This window comes from Mycolicibacter longobardus (genome assembly GCF_002102265.1).
GTDB lineage: Bacteria > Actinomycetota > Actinomycetes > Mycobacteriales > Mycobacteriaceae > Mycobacterium > Mycobacterium longobardum.
This window is the reverse complement of record NZ_LQPG01000008.1, coordinates 54,704-73,761: the sequence shown is the minus strand read 5'-3', so window position 1 is coordinate 73,761 and position 19,058 is coordinate 54,704. Positions and strand designations below refer to the sequence as shown.

Sequence of the window (19,058 nt, the reverse complement as noted above, 5' to 3'; positions counted from 1 at the left end):
GCCAAAGCAGGTTATGGGCACATCGAGGTGGGCATACTGGCCTCATGCGTTCCATCTGGAAGGGTTCGATCGCATTCGGTCTGGTCAACGTCCCGGTGAAGGTCTACAGCGCCACCGAGGACCACGACATCAAGTTCCGGCAGGTGCATGCCAAGGACCACGGACGGATCCGCTACCGGCGGGTGTGCGAGGAATGCGGCGAAGTCGTCGACTACGGCGATATCGCGCGGGCGTATGAATCCGACGACGGCCGGATGGTCGTGGTCACCGACGACGACATCGCCAACCTGCCCGAGGAGCGCGACCATGAGATCGCCGTACTCGAGTTCGTCCCGGCGGGCGATCTGGACCCGATGCTCTTCGACCGCTCCTACTTTCTTGAGCCGGCGTCGAAATCGATCAAATCCTATGTGCTGCTGGCCAAGACGCTCGCCGAAACCGACCGGGTGGCGATCGTTCATTTCACCCTCCGCAACAAGACCCGGCTGGCCGCGCTGCGGGTCAAGGACTTCTCCAAGCGGGACGTGATGATGGTGCACACCCTGCTGTGGCCGGACGAGATTCGCGACCCCGACTTCCCCGCGTTGGACGCCGAAGTCGAGATCAAGCCCGCCGAGTTGAAAATGGCCGGGCAGGTGGTGGAGTCGATGGCCGACGATTTCGACCCCGACCGCTACCACGACACCTACCAGGAGCAGTTGCACGAGCTGATCGCCGCCAAGCTCGAAGGCGACGAGGCGTTCACCCCCGAGGAACGGCCCGCCGAGCTGGATGCGACCGAGGACGTCTCCGACCTGCTGGCCAAGCTCGAGGCCAGCGTGAAGAGGCGGTCAGCCGAGAAGAAACCGCCGGCCAAGAAGACGCCGGCCAAAAAGACCGCCGCTAAGAAGGCGCCCGCCAAGAAGTCCTGATCTGTTTCAGGCCACCAGTTCGTATTCGACTTGCAGCAGATCGTAGATCCTGACTGCTCGCCGGTCGCGGGTCAAAAGCGTTGCTCCGGCAGCCGTCGCCGTCGATCCGACCAGCGCGTCATAGGTCGCGCCACCGGTGATGTTGTGTTCCGCAAGGTAGTTGATCAACTCCAGGTTGCGAATCCGGCAACAAGAACGCTGGTGTCGGGCGTCATCACCTTCGTATCTGATCCAACGTCTGGCGAACGATCTCGTCGGTCAATGGGGGCAGCTCGCGGTCCGGCCGCGCAACAAGGACCGAACCTTCCCGAACCAATTCGACGTCGGTAGGCGCTGGTTCAATCTCGATTCGTCCTCATGGCATAGAAACTACGCTTCTTCCCACGGTCACCGCGGGCCGCGCACGCACCCGTTGCGGCCACCAGAACCAGCGCCCGAGCAGCGCCGCGATGGACGGCGTCATGAACGACCGCACGATCAAGGTGTCGAACAGCAGGCCGAGCGCGATGGTGGTGCCGATCTGCCCGAGGATCCGCAGGTCACTGAAGATGAACGAGGCCATGGTGGCGGCGAACACCAGCCCGGCGGCGGTCACCACCGACCCCGTCCCGGCCATCGCCCGGATGATGCCGGTGTTCAAGCCGGCGCCGATCTCCTCGGAGAACCGCGATATCAACAGCAGGTTGTAGTCCGAGCCCACGGCCAGCAGGAGGATGACGGCCAGGGCCAGCACGATCCAGTACAGCTGGATGCCGAACAGGTACTGCCACACCAGCACCGACAGGCCGAACGAGGCCCCCAGCGACAGTGCGACCGTACCGACGATGACGATCGCGGCAACCAGACTGCGGGTGATGATCATCATGATCAGCAGGATCAGGCTCAACGCGGCGATCCCGGCGATCAGCAGGTCGTACTTGGCTGCGTCGGCGACGTCCTTGTAGGTCGAGGCGGTGCCGGCCAGATAGACGTGCGAACCCTGCAACGGGGTGCCCTTGATGGCTTCCTTCGCAGCGTCGCGGATCTTGTCGATGTGCGAGATCCCCTCGGGAGTCGCCGGGTCGCCCTCGTGGGTGATGATCATCTGCGCGGCTTTGCCGTCCGGCGACAAGAACAGCTTCATCCCGCGTTTGAACTCCGGATTGTTGAACGCCTCGGGCGGCAGGTAGAAGGAGTCGTCGTTCTTGGCTTCATCGAAGGCCTGCCCCATGGCGGCGGGGTTGTCGTTGGCCGCGGCGGACTGGTCGGTGATCCCGGCGTTGGTGGCGTAGTTGTTCAACGCCAGGTCGCGGTTGACCTGTTGGCTTTCGATCTGGGAGGGGATCAGTCCCACCAACTGCGGTTGCAGCGCATCGAGGCGGTCCAACGTCGCCGTGAGCTGTTCGAACTTCTCGCTGAGCTGATCGACCCCGTCCTGCACGTCGAAAACGGCGCGCAACGCCGCGCACGCCGGGATGTCGAAGCAGTGCGGTTCCCAGTAGAAGTAGCTGCGGATCGGCCGGAAGAAGTCGTCGAAATTCGCCAGCTTGTCCCGCAGATCGTTCATCAGATCGATGGTGTCGTGAAAGCTCTGGGTTTCGGCGTGGGTGGCGTCGGCGAGCTGCTGTTGCAGCGCGTACTGCTGCTGCAATGTCTGGATCGACTTCTCCGCCTCGGCCGCCTGCTTGAGCAGATCCGCCGCCCGGTCCATCTGGTATTTCAGGTTCTGGGTCTGGGCGACGCTTCCCTGCCCGACCGCAAACGGTATGGACGTGTGCTTCAGCGGCGTGCCCAACGGCCGCGTTATCGATTGCACCTTGGCGATACCCGGCGTGTGGAACACGGCCTTGGCCACCCGCTCCAAGACCAGGAAGGACGCCGGGTTGCGCAGGTCGTGGTCCGCTTCGATCATCAGCAGTTCCGGATTCAGCCGGGCCTGCGAGAAGTGGCGTTCCGCGGCGGCGTAGCCGATGTTGGCCGGGGCGCGCGCCGGCATATATACGCGGGCGTCATAGCTGGTCTTGTAGCCTGGCAGGGCGAGCAGACCGATCAGGGCGACCCCGCAGGCCACCACCAGAATGGGGCCGGGCCAGCGGACTATCGCGGTACCGATCCGTCGCCACCCGCGCGTCCGCATCGCCCGCTTGGGTTCGAAACGGCCGAACCGGCTGCCCAGCGTGAGCACAGCCGACGTCAGAGTTAGCGCGGCGACCAGCGCCACCAAGATGCCGATGGCGGCGGGCAGGCCGAGCGTGCGGAAGTACGGCAGGCGGGTGAAGCTCAGGCAGAACACGGCCCCGGCGATGGTCAGGCCCGAGCCCAGCACCACGTGCGCAGTACCCCGGTACATGGTGTAGAACGCCGTCTCCGGATCCTCTCCGGCTGCGCGCGCTTCCTGGTAGCGGCTGAGGATGAAGATCGCGTAGTCGGTGCCCGCGGCGATCGCCAGCAGCGTAAGCAGATTCGTCGAGTACGTTGAGAGTCCGATGACCTCGTGATAACCGAGGAACGCGACAAACCCACGGGCGGCGGCCATTTCGACAGCAACGGTGAGCAGGGCCAGCGCGGTGGTGGCGACCGAGCGGTAGACCGCGAACAGCATGAGCGCGATCACCAGAAAGGTGATCGCGGTGACCTTGTTGGTGCCCTCGCTGCCGACCGAGAACTGGTCGGCGACCAGCGGCGCGGCACCCGTCACATAGGCGCGGACGCCTGGCGGCGCCGGGGTGTCCTCGGCAATGCGACGGACCGAGGCCACGGACTCGTTGGCCAAGGTCGCGCCTTGACTGCCGGACAGAAACACTTGCGCCAGTGCCGCTTTGCCGTCGTTGCTCTGCGCGCCTGCGGCGGTCAGTGGATCGCCCCAGAAATTCTGAATGTGCTGGACGTGCTCGGTGTCGCGCTCGAGCCTGGCCACCAGGGTGTCGTAGAACCGGTGCGCGTCGTCGCCGAGCGGCTTTTCGCCTTCGATGACGATCATCGCCGCACTGTCGGAGTCGTACTGCTGGAACACTTTTCCGATGCGCTTGGCCGCCTGATACGACGGCGCGTCAGGCGAGCTCATGCCCACGTTGTGGGCTTCGGCCACCACCTCCAACTGCGGAACCAGACTGTTTGTCACGGCGGCGAGCGCCACCCAGAACAGCACGATCGGCACCGCGAAGCGGCGGATGGTGCGCGGCCAGAAGGGCCGCGGCGAGTGCTGCTCACTCATCCGGACTTGTCCAGACAGAAAGTGTAGGCGCTCACGCGGCTCACGGTCCTTTCGGCCTTGAGCTCACCGTCGATGAAGATGCGGCAGCCCAAGGTGTTGCCGTTGCCCTGCGCCCGCAGGTCGGCGATGACGGCCGGTTCGGTGGTGGTCGCCTGGTATCTCCAGGGCAGCGGCGCGTCGATGACCTGTTGCGGGGCGGCGTTCACGTCGAGGTAGTTGATGGTGGCTGTGGCACCCGGGGCACCCGGATCACCGAAGACCTCATAGACGACGTCCTTGGGGTTGAACGGCACGATCTCCTCGCCCGCGTCACTACTGGTCGCCGTGGTGTCTCCCGAGCCGAAGATCCCGTGCAGTCGGTAGACCCCGAACGCGGCGACACCGACCACCACCACGGTCACGATGACCATCCACCCTTGCCTGACCAGACTGAAGAACGAAAGTCTCTTCACCGGCGGGCCTTTCGGTTTCCGGGGACGATCGACTGAGCGAGCGGCCAGGGCCTCAGCGTACGGTACGGAACCGTACAGTACAAGGCGTGCGGCGGGCCGTCATGGCCACCGCGGCCTAGCGGGTTTCACGGGTCAGGCCTGGCAGGATGACGTTGTCGACGAGGTCTGCCACGGTGCGGGGTGTGGGCGGCCGGCCCGGGACGATGGACCGGAAGATGAGGTATCCGGGCAGCACGTCCCAGAGTTCGTCGCTGATCGCGGCGGCATCGATCTCCCCACGGTCGACGGCCTGACGCAGAACGTGGTGCATGAGGGCCTTGCGCTGATCGACGAAATGGTTCTGCATCACCTCGTTGAGCGCAGGGTTGCGAGACACCTCCACCAGCACCGCGCGAAGAGCGGCGGCATGCTGGGCCGTCTGTTGGCAGACCACCTCACCCAGCCGCAACAGATCACCGCGCAGCGTGCCGGTTTCGGGCGGCACGGCGACCTGGCGGATACCCTCGGTGAACGCGGCCAACACCAATTCGGCCTTCGACGGCCAACGCCGGTACACGGTGGCCTTGCTCGCTCGCGCGGTGGCCGCGACCGCGTCAACCGTCAACCGGTCGTAGCCGTTCTCCTGCAGCAGCTGCAGCGTGACTTCCAGCAGCTCGGCTTCACGCGGCGACCACGTTGAGGCGCCGGCAAGCTCGAGGTCCGAAGTCACGGCATCAACCATAGAATGCCGCCGACCAAGCCCGCGGGATGTCTCGCAACATCGGATTAGAACGTGTTTCAAAAAGGGGGTTCAGCTCGCGGTCGATCCTTGTTAGCGTGGCGCAGTGATACTCGACAAATTCCGAATCGACAACCAAACAGCCGTGGTTACCGGTGCTGGCCGGGGTTTGGGCGCCGCTATCGCGGTGGCGTTCGCCGAGGCCGGGGCTGACGTGGTGATCGCCTCGCGGACGCAATCCGAACTAGAGGCCGTCGCTGAACAGGTTCGCGCGGCGGGTCGTCGCGCGCACGTCGTCGTCGCCGATCTCGCCCATCCCGACCAGACGGCGAAGCTGGCCGCCGAGGCGGTCGAGGCATTCAGCCGGCTCGACATCGTCGTCAACAACGTCGGTGGAACGATGCCCAACACGCTGCTGACCACCTCGACCAAAGACCTCAAAGACGCGTTTACGTTCAACGTCGCCACGGCGCATGCGCTGACCATCGCGGCCGTGCCACTGATGCTCGAGCATTCCGGCGGCGGCTCCTTCATCAACATCACCTCCACCATGGGACGCGTGCCCGGGCGGGGCTTTGCCGCCTACGGCACGGCCAAAGCCGCGCTGGCCCACTACACCCGGTTGGCCGCACTCGATCTGTGTCCGAAGATCCGCGTCAACGCCATCGCACCGGGCTCGATCATGACCTCGGCCCTGGACGTGGTGGCTTCCAACGAAGAGCTGCGCACCCCCATGGAGAAGGCCACACCGATGCGCCGGCTCGGCGAGCCCGAGGAGATCGCCGCCGCCGCCCTGTATCTGGCCTCTCCGGCCGGCGCCTACCTGACCGGCAAGGTGCTCGAAGTCGACGGCGGCCTCACCTTCCCCAACCTCGACCTGCCCGTCCCCGACCTGTGAGGAACTGACCCATGACCATTCGTGTTGCTCAGATCGGCACCGGCAACGTCGGTGTGCACGCACTCAAAGCGCTGATCACCAACCCTGAGTTCGAACTGACCGGGGTGTGGGTGTCCTCGGACGCCAAAGCCGGCAAGGACGCCGCTGAACTGGCCGGGCTGGCCGGTGTGGACGCGCCGACCGGCGTGACCGCAACCACCGACCTGCAGCAGGTGCTTGACGCCAAGCCCGACTGCGTGGTCTACACCGCGCTGGCCGACAACCGGCTCGTCGAGGCGCTGGAGGACTTCAAACGCATCCTGGCCGCCGGGATCAACGTGGTCGGCAGCAGCGCGGTGTTCCTGCAATACCCGTGGCAGGTGATCCCGGCGGAGATGCTGACCCCGATCGAAGAGGCTGCGCAGCAGGGCGGTTCGAGCTTGTTCGTCAACGGAATCGACCCGGGCTTCGCCAACGACCTGCTGCCGCTGGCGTTGGCCGGCACCTGCCAGAGCATCCAGCAGATCCGCTGTATGGAGATCGTCGACTACGCCACCTACGACAGCGCCGCCGTCATGTTCGACGTGATGGGCTTCGGCAGGCCGATGGAGGAGACTCCGATGCTGCTGCAGCCGGGTGTGCTGAGCTTGGCGTGGGGTTCGGTGGTGCGCCAGCTCGCCGCCGGCCTGGGCCTGGAGCTCGACTCGGTCGAGCAGTCCCACGTGCGGGTGCCCGCACCGGAGGACTTCTCCATCGCCTCCGGTCACATCGCGAAAGGCACGGCGGCCGCCCTGCGCTTCGAGGTACGCGGCATGGTCGACGGCAAGGCCGCGGTGGTGCTCGAGCACGTCACGCGGTTGCGCGAAGACCTGTGCCCGGAATGGCCGCAGCCGGCCCAGCCCGGCGGGTCCTACCGTGTCGAGGTGACCGGTGAACCGTCGTATGGGCTGGATCTGTGCCTGTCCAGCCCGAACGGTGACCACAACCACGCCGGCCTGGTGGCCACCGCGATGCGGGTGGTCAACGCGATTCCGGCGGTGGTTGCCGCCGAGCCGGGAATCCGGACCACGCTGGACCTGCCGCTGGTCACCGGGCGGGGGCTTTACGCTAGGTCCTGATGACGCAGCGGAAGGCGCCGGGCTGGACCTTGCTCGGCCCGGCTTTTGTGGCTGCCATCGCCTACGTCGACCCGGGCAACGTCGCCGCCAACGTCAGCGCGGGAGCCAAGTTCGGCTTCCTGCTGGTCTGGGTAATCGTCACCGCCAACCTGATGGCCGGGCTGGTGCAGTACCTGTCCGCCAAGCTCGGTCTGGTGACCGGGCGCTCACTGCCCGAGGTGATCGGCGCCCACAGCCGCACGCCGTCCCGCATCGCCTTCTGGCTACAGGCCGAACTGGTCGCCATGGCAACCGACCTCGCCGAAGTGGTGGGCGGTGCGATCGCCCTGCACCTGATCTTCGGGCTGCCGCTGCTGCTCGGGGGCGTCATCACCGGTGTGGTGTCGATGGCGCTGCTGGTGCTGGGCGACCGGCGCGGACCTCGGCTCTTCGAGCAGGTGACCAGCGGGCTACTGATGATCATCGCCATCGGGTTCCTGGCCAGCCTGGTGGTCGCCCCGCCGGCGCCCGCCGATGTCGCGGCCGGCCTGCTGCCCCGGTTCGACGGCACCGAAAGCGTGCTGCTGGCGACGGCGATCCTCGGCGCGACGGTGATGCCGCATGCGGTCTATCTGCACTCGGGGCTGGCCCGCGACCGGCACGGCCGACCCGAGCCCGGCCCGGCACGGCGGCGACTGCTGCGGGTCACCCGCTGGGACGTCGGGCTGGCGATGCTGGTCGCCGGCACGCTGAACCTGGCCATGCTGTTGGCGGCCGCCAACAATCTGCGGGGTGTGGAGGCCGTCGATTCCATCGAGGGAGCGCACGCCGCGGTCGGCGACACCCTGGGCCCGACGGTCGCGCTGTTCTTCGCGATCGGGCTGCTGGCCTCCGGGTTGGCGTCAACCTCGGTGGGCGCCTACGCCGGAGCAATGATCATGCAGGGCCTACTGCGGGTATCGGTTCCGTTGCTCTGGCGCAGGCTGATCACGCTGGCCCCGGCGCTGGCGATCCTGGCGCTCGGGATCGAGCCCACCCGGGCGCTGGTGATCTCCCAGGTGGTGCTGTCGTTCGGCATTCCATTCGCGCTGGTGCCGCTGATCCGGGTGACCGGTGACCGGGCGCTGATGGGCACCGACGCCAACGGGGCAGTGACCTCAGCACTCGGCTGGATCATCACCGCGGTGATCGGAGCACTCAACGCGGCGCTGATCTACCTGACGCTGCGCTGAGCGCGATCGGGCCGCCGCCATCGGGATGTCTAGGCGTTGACGCTCTCGCGCGCCTTGGCCTTCTCCTCGTAGTAGGTGGCCCGCTCGTCGACCATCTTCATGAAGCCGGCGATCTGCTCGCGGGCCTCCTCGCCCGCCGGGCCGAAGTCGTTGCGCTCGAAGACCCGCCAGAACCGCAGCACCGGCTGGATGACCTCGTCGTGGTGGATGCGCAGGTCGTAGATGCCGGCCTTGGCGATCAAGATGGCGTTCTCCTGGAAACCGGGCATGTTCATGCCGGGCATCGCGAAACCGAGCACCTCATCACGGATCGCGCACATGGCCTCGTCCGGCGAGATGTCCAGGGCTGCCTGCAGCAGGTTGCGGTAGAAGACCATGTGCAGGTTCTCGTCGAGGGCGACCCGAGCCAGCAACTGGTCGGCGATGGGGCATCCGGAGGCCTTACCGGTGTTGCGGTGCGACACCCGGGTGGCCAGCTCCTGGAATGACACGTAGGCCAGCACTTGCAGTATTGACTTGCCGCCGGAGTCATAGCCGGCGATAGTGTGCTGCATCCGCATGTTCTCGAGGTTCACCGGGTCGATCCCGCGGGTGACGATGAGGTAGTCGCGCAGCGCGATGCTGTGGCGGCCCTCCTCGGCGGTCCACTGGCCGACCCAGGTGCCCCAGGCGCCGTCCCGGCCGAAGGCGGTGGCGATCTCGCGGTGGTACGACGGCAGGTTGTCCTCGGTCAGCAGGTTGACCAGCAGGGCGGATTTGGCGACCGGATCCAGCGGGGAGTCCTCCGGAACCCAGTCCTCGCCGCCGAGGAACGCGAAGTCACGTCCCCGGCTCCACGGCACGTAGTCGTGCGGCAGCCACGGCTTGGCAGCCTTGAGGTGGCGATTGAGGTTCTGCTCGACAATCGGTTCCAGTTCGTGCAACAGCGCCATCTGGACGTTCGTCATAATGTTTGCTCCATCCCGGATCGACATGTGGGAAGTCGATTGGCCCCCCGGCCGTACCTACGGTCCCGTAGGTTTGGCCCCACGGTAGCCACCGAGCTTTGCACATGTCAACCGTCGAAATGTCATTTTCGGCGCATTCCAGTCCAAAGACCCCCACTTCAGCAGACCATTCCGGCTACCGCCGCTAGGTTGCTGCGCGGTGCTCCGACTGCCGCTTGAGGCCGTCGGCCTCCATATCGACATAGCGCCGGATGCGGCCGCCGGCGAGCAGCCTGCCCAGCCAGGCCATCGGACCGGTCAAGGTGAAGGTCAGGACGGCCTGAACGCCGGAGGGTTCATGCGAGGTCAGCTCGTGGTAGCCGGTGGACCGGATTCCTGCCGCCGACGCCGTCCAGGTGAAGGACCGCTCGGTCGCCAGTTCGGTGATGGTGAAGACCATCGGACGGCCTGCAGGTTGCCGGACGCGCGCGGTGCTGCCGACTCGCAGCGGCCCGGAGTCGAGCCGGGTGATCTCGCGCATCGAAGCCGTCCAGTCCGGCCAGTGCTCTATATCGGTAAGGACGGCCCACACGTCGCTGGGTCTGGCGGCGATGGTGTCGGTGCGGGTGTAGCGCATTACGATCCTTCCCCTCACCGGCACGCTACCTACATTCGGCGATGCGAGGAACCGCCGCTGAGATTGCGCCCACGGTCGTGATAGCGGGCCGGTCAACAGCCCGGTGCGCAATCTCAACCGCGTTCGGCGGCCACCCGGGCGCGTTCCCCCATTGAGGCGACCACCCCGCCGTCGGCGAGGATGTCGGTCCCGGTGAGGTAGCGGCACTTGTCACCGGCGCAGAAGGCGAACAGCTCGGCCATCTCCTCCGGCGTGCCCCACCGCGGGACCAACGCGTCCGGCATCATCGCGCCGACCCCGGCCTTCTCTTCGAGCCGGCCCATCTCGGTATCGATGTTGCCCGGCGACACCGAGACGATGCGCAGTCCACGACCACCGAATCGTTCGGCCTGCGACGCGCAGTACCACTTCACGAACGCCTTGCTGACGGTGTAGGAGAAGCCCGAGCGGGCCTGCTCGGGCGCGTTGTTGCAGAACGCCGTCATCGTTGCCACGAAGGCGTCACCGTCGCTCAGCGCCAGCGGGAACTTTTCGGTGGGAATGATCTGGTCGGGCACCAGTTGTGCGGCCATCGAAGCCACGTTGACGATCACCGCGCCGTCGCCGGCGGTGGCGTAGAACACCTCGTTGACGACAACGGTGCCGAACGCGTTGGTGCGCATGACGTACTCGGCGTCGCCCATGCTCGGACTCACCCCGGCGGTGTGGACCACCGACGCCACCTGCCCGAGGGCGGATGCGGTTTCGAACAGCCGGCTGACGGCGTCACGATCGGTGACATCGCAGTTGACGATGGTCGCGGCGATGCCGAGCTCATTGAGCGTGACCTGCGCCGACTCGAGCCGGTCCTGCCGGACATCGCACAGCACCACCGGGTGATCTCGGCCGAGGACCTTGGCGGTCGCCACACCCATGCCACCCGCACCGCCGGTGATCACCGATACTGAAGCCATAACTGGACGGTAGACGGCTGCGCCCCAGTGCCGGTCGACTGGGTGATGCGGGGAATCGAAGTGACCGATCTGTCAGGCAAAGTGGCGCTGGTGACCGGCGCCTCGTCGGGGCTCGGTGCGGCGGTGGCGCAACTGTTCGCCCGGCGCGGGGCATCGGTTTTCGGGGTGGCTCGTGATGCCGAGCGGCTGGCGGCGGTCTTCGCCGACGTGCCCGGCGGACGGTTCGCCAGCACCGACATCAGCAGCGCACAGGCCTGCACGGCGGCCGTCGAGCAGTGCGTCGCGCAGTTCGGCCGGCTCGACGTCCTGGTCAACGTCGCCGGCGCCCACCAGATGCGCCACACGCTGGACGTCACCGACGACGAGTGGGCCCATGACCTGGCGGTCAACCTCAACGGGCCGTTCTTTCTGTGTCGCGCGGGGCTGCCGCACCTGCTGGAGGTGGGCGGCAACATCGTCAATGTCGCCTCGATCGCGGGAGTGGAGGGCCAGGCGTACTCGGCGGGCTACTGCGCGGCCAAGCACGGACTCGTCGGGCTCACCCGGTCGTTGGCCGTGGAGTTCACCGCGGAGAAGTTGCGGGTCAACGCGGTGGGTCCGGGCGGGATGCTGACCCCGCAGGTGACCAACTTCCAGCTTCCCGAGGGCGCCGACGTCAATCTGGTGATGCGGGTGGCCTCGCCGCGCGGGATGAGCGCGCCCAGCGACGTCGCCGAGGTGATCGCGTTCCTGGCCAGCGATGCCGCCGCCGCGGTGCACGGGGCGGTGTACCTGACCGACAACGGCAAGACGGCGGGGTAGCGACTCGTCCAGCAAGCCCGGCCGGGCAGCCGCTCAGCGCAGGGCAAGCCCGGTCAGGGCCCGGGCGATGACCAGCCGTTGGATCTCACTGGTGCCTTCGAAGATGGTGAAGATCTTGGCGTCCCGGTGCATCCGCTCGACCGGGTAGTCGCGGGTGTAGCCGTTACCGCCGAGGATCTGGATCGCCTCGTCGGTGACATAGACCGCGGTCTCGCTGGCGAACAGCTTGGCCATCGAGCCCTCGGCGTTGTCGAAGGACTTGTTGTTGCGCGCCATCCAGCCGGCCCGCCAGACCATCAGCCGGGCGGCGTCGATGCGGCTCTTCATATCGGCCAGCTTGAAGGAGACCGCCTGGAACTCGCCGATCTTGCGGCCGAACTGCTCACGCTGGCAGGCGTATTCGAGGGCGTATTCGTAGGCGGCGCGTGCCACCCCCACCGCCATCGCCCCGACCGTCGGGCGAGTGCGTTCGAAGGTCTTCATGGCGGCCTGTCCCCGGGCGGACGCACCGGATTTGACGCGGGCCACCCGCTCCTCGAACTTCTCCCGGCCGCCGAGAATCATGTCCTCGGACAAGCGGACGTTGTCCAGCACGATCTCGGCGGTGTGCGAGGCCCGGATGCCGTGCTTCTTGAACTTCTGCCCCTGGGCCAGCCCCGGAGTGTCGGGCCCGATGACGAAGGTGGCCTGGCCGCGCGAGCCGAGTTCGGGGTAGACCGACGCCACCACGATGTGCACATTGGCGATGCCGCCGTTGGTGGCCCAGGTCTTGGTGCCGTTGAGGACCCACTCGCGAGTTGCCTCGTCGAAACGGGCGCGGGTGCGGATAGCACCGACATCCGAGCCGGCGTCCGGTTCGGATGAGCAGAAGGCGCCGACCTTGGGGTCGTCGGCGGTGCCGAACATCAGCGGCAGCCACTGGCCCAGCTGTTCGGGAGTTCCGTTGCCCGCCAAGGCCGCTGCCGCCAGGCCGGTTCCCAAGATCGACAGTGCGATGCCGGCGTCACCCCAGAACAGCTCCTCGAACACCGTCAGCATGCCGATCCCACTGGGTTCGGCGGCCTGGGTGGCGAACAGCTCCGGTGAGTACAGGCCGACCTTGGCCGCCTCCTGGATGACCGGCCACGGCGTCTCCTCGCGCTCGTCCCACTCGGCGGCGGCCGGCCGGACGACCTCGGCGGCGAACTGGTGCACCCAGTCCCGCACCTCGATGACGTCATCGCTGAGCTCTACCGAGAACGACATTGCTTCTCCTGGGAATCTGGGCGAAGGCCATGCGACACAGCCGGCTCGATTGTGGCACCTCGTCTTGGTGGCCCTTGAGCAGCATCCGGTTAACCGGAGGCCGATCACGCCCAGATCGCCTGTGCCGCGACGTTGCCTGCGTAATAGGCGCCCAGCCCACAGGTCAGCGTGAGCACCACATTGCCCAGCGCGTAGAGCCGTGCGCCGGCCCCGGCCAGTTGCAGTGTTTCGTAGGAGAACGTCGAATAGGTGGTCAGCGCCCCGCAGAAGCCGGTGCCGATGAGCAGACGCAACTGCTCGTCGCCGGCGCTCACCGCGCCGGCGAGCACACCCAGGATCAGGCTGCCGAGCATATTGGCGGTGAACGTTCCCCACGGGAATGTGGTGTCGTGGCGGGCTTGGATGAATCGATCGGTCAGGTACCGCAGCGGCGCCCCCACGGCGGCGCCGGCCATGACCAGCAGCCAGGTCACGGGCCGTCGGGGGTTCGGCCGACGTGCCTGACCACCTCGACTTCGTCGAGGAGTATCAGGCCCTCGGTGACCAACTCGTCCAGCAGCGGCAGAAAGGCGCGGACCCGTTCGGCGGTGTCGACGATGATGACCGAGACCGGTAGATCCTCCGACAGCGACAGCAGCCGGGTGGTGTGGATGGTCGAGGACGCGCCGTAGCCCTCGATGCCGCGGAACACCGTCGCGCCGGCCAGCCCGGCCTGTCGGGCCCGGTGCACGATCTCGCTGAACAGCGGCTTGTGATGCCAGGTGTCGCTCTCGCCGACGAACACCGTCAGGCGTAACGCGGGTCCGCTGAGCTGGCTCATGGTGTCCTCCTGATGATCAGACGTCGGGTGAGGCTCGCAGTGGTCCAGGTCGCGACCAGCGCCGTCACCGGCGTGGCGAGCAGATAAAGCAAGGCCGGGACCAGATGGCCGGCGCCGGCGAGGCCGTCGACGTCGCCGGCGAAGGTGGAGAACGTGGTGTAGCCGCCGAGCACACCGGTGCCCAGCAGCGGGCGCAGCAGCCGATGCCCGACCCACAGCTCGGTGATCGCCACCATCAAGGCACCCATCAGTGCGCACCCGCTGACGTTGACAGCCAGGGTGGCCCAGGGAAATCCGCCGCTGGGAGTCGGCCAGGCCAGTCCGGCGCCGTAGCGGGCGCACGCCCCGATGGCGCCGCCCACGGCGACGGCCGCAACCACCGGTGTCTGGTCACGCACCGCGGAGTCCAACGATCCCGCTACGCGTCGAGCCTCGCTGAACCGCCGGGCTCGGCGGCCTCCCGCGTGATCTGCTCGAACTGCGCTGCCATCGCTTCGGCCAGCACGGTGGCGGCCGAGAGCGGGCGCACCATCACCACGAAGTCGTCGATCTTGCCGTCGGCATCGAGATGCAGGAAGTCACATCCGGTGAGCCGCTTGCCCGCCACGGTGGCCTCGAATATCAGGGCGTGGTCGCGCCCCGCGGGGTCACCGATCTCCCGAACGTAGCGAAAGTCTTCGAAGACGCGCATCACGGCACGCAGGATGGCCGCGGTGATCGGCTTGCCCGGATAGGGCTTGAACGCCACCGGGCTGGTGAACACGACGTCGTCGGAGAGCAGCGCCTCGATCGCGGCGGTGTCACGCGCCTCGACGGCCTGCCGGAATGGATGCATGCAGTGCCTCCGAGGGTCAGTTGGTGCGGCTGACCAACACGCTAGACCCACCGACGGCCGGCATTACCGAGGCCCGGGCAGCTGTCGGGCGCAGTGGTTGCACCGTGGCCATCGGGCCCGACTCCGTTGCCGCGCTGTGTTCCGGCGACTCGCGGCGGGCGGTCGGCAGCAGGTGCTGCGCCGCGGCGATCGCCAGGACGGCGGCGCCGGCCGATCCCAGGGCCTGCGACCAGCCCACCGGGCCCACCGGAGCACACCCCAGCAGTTGGCTGATGCCGGGGATACTGATCATCGCCGCAAACGTCACGAACGAACCGGCTGCGGTGAGCAACACCATGGGTGCGTGGGAGTCGACCAGCGTCTGGGCCAGTTCGGTGGTGACCAGCGTGATCAGCGCGACCGTGGCGGCGCGTTGCTGGGCGCCCGGTACAACAGAAAAGCGAGCCATGGCCCACGCCGCGCTGGCCGCGGCGCCGGTGATGGCTCCGCGGACCGCGACGGCGCGCATCAGGCTGCGTTCGTCGATGCCGTGCACCACCCGCTGCGCCGGGCCGGCCGGGGTGCTGACCGCGACCGCGGTGGCCGGTAGCGCGTCGGTCAGCATGTTCATCAGCAGCAGTTGGCGGTTGTTCAGCGGCGAGGTGCCCGACAGCGCGGTGCCGACCACTCCGAAGATCACCTCGCCGACGTTGCCGCCGAGCAGCCCGGTCACCGCCAGTTGCACCCCGCGCCACAGCCGCTGGCCCTCGTCGATGGCATCCACCAGTGCGCCGATGCGCCCGTCGGTCAACACGATGTCGGCGGTGAGGTGCGCCGAGTCGCTGCCGCGGGCGACGACGCCGAGTCCCACGCTGGCGGCCCGGATCGCCGCCGCGTCGTTGGCGCCGTCGCCCACCATGGCGCAGACCCGCCCGCTGCGTTCGAGGGTCTGCACCACCTGCACCTTGTTCTCCGGGGACATCCGGGCGAAGATCACCCGCTGCGCCACCGCGCGCTCCTGGTCCTTGCGCGACAGCGCGTTCCAGTCCGATCCGGTGATCACCTGATCGGCGGTGACCGGCACGCCGAGTTCCGCGGCGATCGCGGTGGCGGTGACGGGGTGATCGCCGGTGATCAGCCGGATACTCACCCCTCGGTCGGCCAGGTCGGCGAGCAGTTGCGGCGCTTCGGCGCGCGGGGTGTCGGAGATGCCGAGGAACCCGGCCAGCGTCAGCCCGCCGCGGCACAGCCCGGTGAGGGTTTCCGGGTCGTCGGCCAGCGACTTCGCCTGCGCGGCGGTGAGCCGGCGTTGCGCCACCGCGATCACCCGCAGGCCGTCGGCCGCCAGTTCGGCCACCGGGGCGTCACTGTCCGGGCCGAGGCCCTTGCACGCGGCCAGCACCACTTCCGGAGCGCCCTTGATCATCAGTTCCCGGCCCAAGACCGACGCCGAGAACGCCCGGCCGGAGCGGAACGGCAGGTGGGCGTCCGGGGTGATCCACAGCGAGGCGCCGCCGCTGCTTACGCGGGCAGCCGCCTCGGTGACGGCCTGGTCGGTGGCATGGGTGTGCGGGTCGCCCTCCGGTGCCGGGGCGGCGTTGGCCGCGCATCGCAGCACGTCGTCTTCGGAATGGCTCGCGACCGGGTACACCCGGGTGACGCGAAGCCGGTTTTCGCTGAGGGTTCCGGTCTTGTCGAAGCAGACGACCTCGACGCGCCCCAGGGCCTCGACCGAGCGGGGAATGCGGACCAGGGCGCCGGACTTGCTCAAGCGCTGTGCCGAAGCATGTTGCGCCAGGGTCGCCATCAGCGGCATGCCTTCGGGTACCGCTGCCACCGCGACGGCGATCGCGTTGCCCAGCGCCAGACGCAGGCCTCCGCCGCGCAGCATCCCGAGCAGGCCCACCATCAGCCCGCCGGCGGCGCTGGCCGGGAAGGCGCGGCTCATGAGCTGGCTGAGCTGGTGCTGCAGACCCACGACGGGCAGGTCCCCGGCGGCCAGCTCGGCGGCGCGGCGGGCCTGGGTGTCGGCTCCGACGGCGGTGACCAGGGCCAGCGCGGTACCGGCGACGACGGTCGTGCCCGCGTAAAGCATGCAGCGCCGGTCGGCCAGCTCGGCTCCGGGCAGCACAGTCGCGATCTGCTTGTCCACCGACAGTGATTCGCCGGTCAGGGAGGATTCGTCGACTTCGAGGTCGGTGGCCTCGATCAGCCGCGCGTCGGCGGGCACCACCTCGTTGCTGCGGACCTCGATCACAGTGCCGGGCACCAACCGGTCCGCGACGATCTCCACGTAGGTGTTGGTGCCGGGCTCGACGGTGCGGGCGGGCGGGGTCTGTTGGGCCAGCAGCCGGTTCAGCCGATTCTCGGCCTGCAGTTGCTGGGCGGCCGCGAGCATGCAGTTGCTGATCAACACGGTGCTGACCATCAGCGCGTCCACCGGCGAGCCCAGCATCGCGGTGGCCGCCGAACTCAGCGCCAACACCGGCATCAGTGGATCGGACAGTTCGGCGCGCACCGCCCTGATGAACTGCCAGGCCGTACTCGGCGGCGGCGCGTCGAGTTCCGTCCCGGTCGCGGTGAGGTCGGGCGGCGGCAGCAGTCGGCGGATCTCCTCGATCGACATCGCATGCCACTCGTAAGCGGGTGCAGGTCGCGGCGCCCGAGTGCGGGCCACGCGGCGGGCGAGCAGAAATCCCGAGAGCAGCCCGGTGGCCGCCCCCGCGGTGACCGGTCCGGGACCGCGCCCGCCCCGCACCCCGGGCACCATCAGCACAGCACCCAATGTCGATGCGCCGTTGGACAACGAGATTCCGCGCTGGGTGGCCTCCCGCGCCGCCGGTATCGCGTGCAGCACCCGCCAGGCTCCGGCGAGGTCGGCCAGCAGCAGGTCGGCGTGCCATGGCGGGGCCAGGGCCTCGTCGTCGGGCATGATTCCCAGGCCCACGTCGGCCGAACAGAGTGCCTGCGCCCCCGTCGAGGACAGCACCGCCACCGTGCGCCCGGCCCGCTGACGGTCTGCCAGCGCAGCGGCCAGCGCCACGTCGAGCGCTTCGTCAGTATCTTCCACACCGACCGGTGCCAGTTCGTCGAACGCGGGCCGCAGCTCGCCCAGGGTCGACACGTCGAGCGTGGTCAGTTCCGCGCCGCAGGCCCGTGCCTCGGCGAGCAGGGCTGTCGCCAGCGGGTGACGTACGGATCCGTGGGAGAGTACCCGCGGGTCGATGAGCACGGCGTCGACCCGGTCGAGCCGGCGCAGCCCCTCCGGGCGCAACGGCAGCGCCGCGTGCTGGTCGACCAGCGATCGGCTCAGGGTCGCCGCGAACGATTCGGTGGTGGTGCGCATGGCTTTCGGGCCGGCTACCACTGCCGCGGTCGCGGCCGCGTCGACGTTCCGGGTGAGCAGCCCCACCAGGCCGGCGCCGAACAACTGCACCCGGGCCGCCCGGTTGCCGTGCCGTTCGGCGGCGCCCTCCGGCAGGGGCACCGGGCGCGACGGCAGATGCACGTCCGCCTGGTCGGCGTGGCGGGCCAGGTACGGCTCGTGGCGGATCCAGGCCTGCGCCGCGGCCTGGTTCTCGGCGGCCTTGATGCCCTGCAGCGCCAGATCCACGGCCAGCGAAGCCGGCGACAGCGTGGCGATGCGGGCACCGGTCGAGATCAGTGACAGCACCGTGTGGGCCGAGCCGGTACCGATCCGGTCGACGAGTTGGCGGCGCAGCCACGGCTGGTAGTTCGCCAGGGCCGCGGCGGCATCGACGGTGATCGGGGCCTCCGGCAGGCGCAGCACCCGGCCGGCGACCGCGATGGCCAAACCGGCGATGTTGACACCGACCATCACTCCGCGGGCCATCAGCAGCAGCCCGTCGCCGGGCAGCGCGGCGGGCTCCGACCGACCGGCGGGGGCAGCCGGGGACCCCGCGGCGTCGGCGCGCAGGTAGGACCGTTCGGCGTCAGAGATCAAGCGACACAGGTCATTCAGCGATACCCGGTCACCCTCGGTCGCGAGTTCGACGACAACGCGCGACAGCGGGCGGTTCAGCCGCGCCGAGACCACTCCGGGCTGCGCGACGACGGCGTCGAGCACCGGGCGCCCGAGTTCCGGAGTGTCGGTGAGCCCGCGCACCTCGATCCAGGCGCGGTCCTCGCCGCGCCAGCACCGGCGGGTCAGCGTCGCCGCGACGGGCTCCCCGGACAGCATCCGGGCCGCCTCACGAACCGGCACCGCGGCGACCTGCAGGCTGGCCGCGGCGACGGCGCCCACCGCCTCGGTGGTGGCCGACGCGCCGCGGGCAGCCGCGTCGACCAGGGCCGAAGCCGCCCGGATTCCCATGGTGGCCGGGCTCAGCAGCAACGATGTCGGGATCAATTCCGCAGCAACC

17 protein-coding genes and 2 pseudogenes are annotated in these 19,058 nt (G+C 68.2%); 5 read left to right on the top strand and 14 right to left on the bottom strand.

The window, feature by feature from the left end; translation table 11 throughout:
* The first annotated feature begins 44 nt into the window (after nucleotides 1-44).
* Nucleotides 45-911 (top strand): non-homologous end joining protein Ku, encoded by an 867-nt coding sequence (gene ku, locus AWC16_RS03100; RefSeq protein ID WP_085263329.1) that lies wholly within the window; start codon nucleotides 45-47, stop codon nucleotides 909-911.
* A 6-nt stretch (nucleotides 912-917) separates the two neighbouring features.
* Here the strand turns inward: ku and AWC16_RS03095 are convergent.
* The 5 genes and pseudogenes from AWC16_RS03095 to AWC16_RS03080 all read right to left on the bottom strand — a co-directional run.
* Nucleotides 918-1,079: pseudogene (locus tag AWC16_RS03095) on the bottom strand (PIN domain-containing protein); the annotation flags it as partial.
* 46 nt (nucleotides 1,080-1,125) lie between these two features.
* Nucleotides 1,126-1,266: pseudogene (locus tag AWC16_RS23355) on the bottom strand (AbrB/MazE/SpoVT family DNA-binding domain-containing protein); the annotation flags it as partial.
* The gene (locus AWC16_RS03090; RefSeq protein WP_085263328.1) at nucleotides 1,267-4,104 is read right to left on the bottom strand and encodes an MMPL/RND family transporter; all 2,838 of its coding nucleotides are present in this window, start codon (nucleotides 4,102-4,104) and stop codon (nucleotides 1,267-1,269) included.
* The gene (locus AWC16_RS03085) at nucleotides 4,101-4,514 is read right to left on the bottom strand and encodes an MmpS family transport accessory protein (RefSeq protein ID WP_085263327.1); all 414 of its coding nucleotides are present in this window, start codon (nucleotides 4,512-4,514) and stop codon (nucleotides 4,101-4,103) included. The genes AWC16_RS03090 and AWC16_RS03085 overlap by 4 nt, the downstream gene beginning before the upstream one ends.
* Before the next feature lie 157 nt (nucleotides 4,515-4,671).
* A complete protein-coding gene (locus tag AWC16_RS03080) occupies nucleotides 4,672-5,277 on the bottom strand; it encodes a TetR/AcrR family transcriptional regulator (protein WP_085263326.1) in 606 nt (201 codons plus the stop codon).
* Nucleotides 5,278-5,380: 103 nt separating this feature from the next.
* Here AWC16_RS03080 and AWC16_RS03075 point away from each other — a divergent pair, with 103 nt between their 5' ends.
* From AWC16_RS03075 to AWC16_RS03065, 3 genes are read left to right on the top strand one after another with little or no spacing between them, the layout of a single operon-like run.
* Nucleotides 5,381-6,172, top strand: coding sequence for an SDR family oxidoreductase (locus tag AWC16_RS03075; protein ID WP_085263325.1), 792 nt, complete (start codon nucleotides 5,381-5,383; stop codon nucleotides 6,170-6,172).
* A gap of 11 nt (nucleotides 6,173-6,183) precedes the next feature.
* Nucleotides 6,184-7,269 (top strand): NAD(P)H-dependent amine dehydrogenase family protein, encoded by a 1,086-nt coding sequence (locus AWC16_RS03070; protein ID WP_085263324.1) that lies wholly within the window; start codon nucleotides 6,184-6,186, stop codon nucleotides 7,267-7,269.
* Complete coding sequence (locus AWC16_RS03065; RefSeq protein ID WP_085263323.1) at nucleotides 7,269-8,480, top strand: Nramp family divalent metal transporter; 1,212 nt, start codon at nucleotides 7,269-7,271, stop codon at nucleotides 8,478-8,480. The genes AWC16_RS03070 and AWC16_RS03065 overlap by 1 nt, the downstream gene beginning before the upstream one ends.
* 29 nt (nucleotides 8,481-8,509) lie before the next feature.
* Here AWC16_RS03065 and AWC16_RS03060 read toward each other — a convergent pair whose 3' ends face one another.
* The 3 genes from AWC16_RS03060 to AWC16_RS03050 form a co-directional block, all read right to left on the bottom strand.
* Nucleotides 8,510-9,427, bottom strand: a complete 918-nt coding sequence (locus AWC16_RS03060; protein ID WP_234812100.1) for an acyl-ACP desaturase — start codon at nucleotides 9,425-9,427, stop codon at nucleotides 8,510-8,512.
* Between the two features lie 184 nt (nucleotides 9,428-9,611).
* A complete protein-coding gene (locus tag AWC16_RS03055) occupies nucleotides 9,612-10,043 on the bottom strand; it encodes an SRPBCC family protein (RefSeq protein ID WP_085263321.1) in 432 nt (143 codons plus the stop codon).
* Nucleotides 10,044-10,156: 113 nt separating this feature from the next.
* Nucleotides 10,157-10,996, bottom strand: a complete 840-nt coding sequence (locus AWC16_RS03050; protein ID WP_085263320.1) for an SDR family oxidoreductase — start codon at nucleotides 10,994-10,996, stop codon at nucleotides 10,157-10,159.
* A 60-nt stretch (nucleotides 10,997-11,056) separates the two neighbouring features.
* Here AWC16_RS03050 and AWC16_RS03045 point away from each other — a divergent pair, with 60 nt between their 5' ends.
* A complete protein-coding gene (locus tag AWC16_RS03045) occupies nucleotides 11,057-11,797 on the top strand; it encodes an SDR family NAD(P)-dependent oxidoreductase (protein WP_085263417.1) in 741 nt (246 codons plus the stop codon).
* Between the two features lie 33 nt (nucleotides 11,798-11,830).
* Here the strand turns inward: AWC16_RS03045 and AWC16_RS03040 are convergent, their stop codons facing one another.
* The 6 genes from AWC16_RS03040 to AWC16_RS03015 form a co-directional block, all read right to left on the bottom strand.
* Entirely contained in the window at nucleotides 11,831-13,042 is a 1,212-nt protein-coding gene (locus AWC16_RS03040; protein WP_085263319.1) for an acyl-CoA dehydrogenase family protein, read from the bottom strand.
* Nucleotides 13,043-13,146: 104 nt separating this feature from the next.
* A complete protein-coding gene (crcB, locus tag AWC16_RS03035; protein ID WP_085263318.1) occupies nucleotides 13,147-13,515 on the bottom strand; it encodes a fluoride efflux transporter CrcB in 369 nt (122 codons plus the stop codon).
* Nucleotides 13,512-13,862 carry a DUF190 domain-containing protein gene (locus tag AWC16_RS03030; RefSeq protein ID WP_085263317.1) on the bottom strand — a complete coding sequence of 117 codons (351 nt, stop codon included), beginning with the start codon at nucleotides 13,860-13,862 and terminating at the stop codon, nucleotides 13,512-13,514. Before AWC16_RS03030 ends, crcB begins: the two co-directional genes overlap by 4 nt.
* Entirely contained in the window at nucleotides 13,859-14,260 is a 402-nt protein-coding gene (locus AWC16_RS03025) for a fluoride efflux transporter FluC (protein WP_207572244.1), read from the bottom strand. Before AWC16_RS03025 ends, AWC16_RS03030 begins: the two co-directional genes overlap by 4 nt.
* Nucleotides 14,261-14,280: 20 nt before the next feature.
* Nucleotides 14,281-14,697: a nuclear transport factor 2 family protein gene (locus AWC16_RS03020; RefSeq protein WP_085263315.1), complete on the bottom strand. Its 417-nt coding sequence runs from the start codon at nucleotides 14,695-14,697 to the stop codon at nucleotides 14,281-14,283.
* Between the two features lie 16 nt (nucleotides 14,698-14,713).
* On the bottom strand, nucleotides 14,714-19,009 hold the full coding sequence (locus AWC16_RS03015) for a cation-translocating P-type ATPase (RefSeq protein WP_085263416.1): 4,296 nt from the start codon (nucleotides 19,007-19,009) through the stop codon (nucleotides 14,714-14,716).
* Nucleotides 19,010-19,058 lie beyond the last annotated feature (49 nt).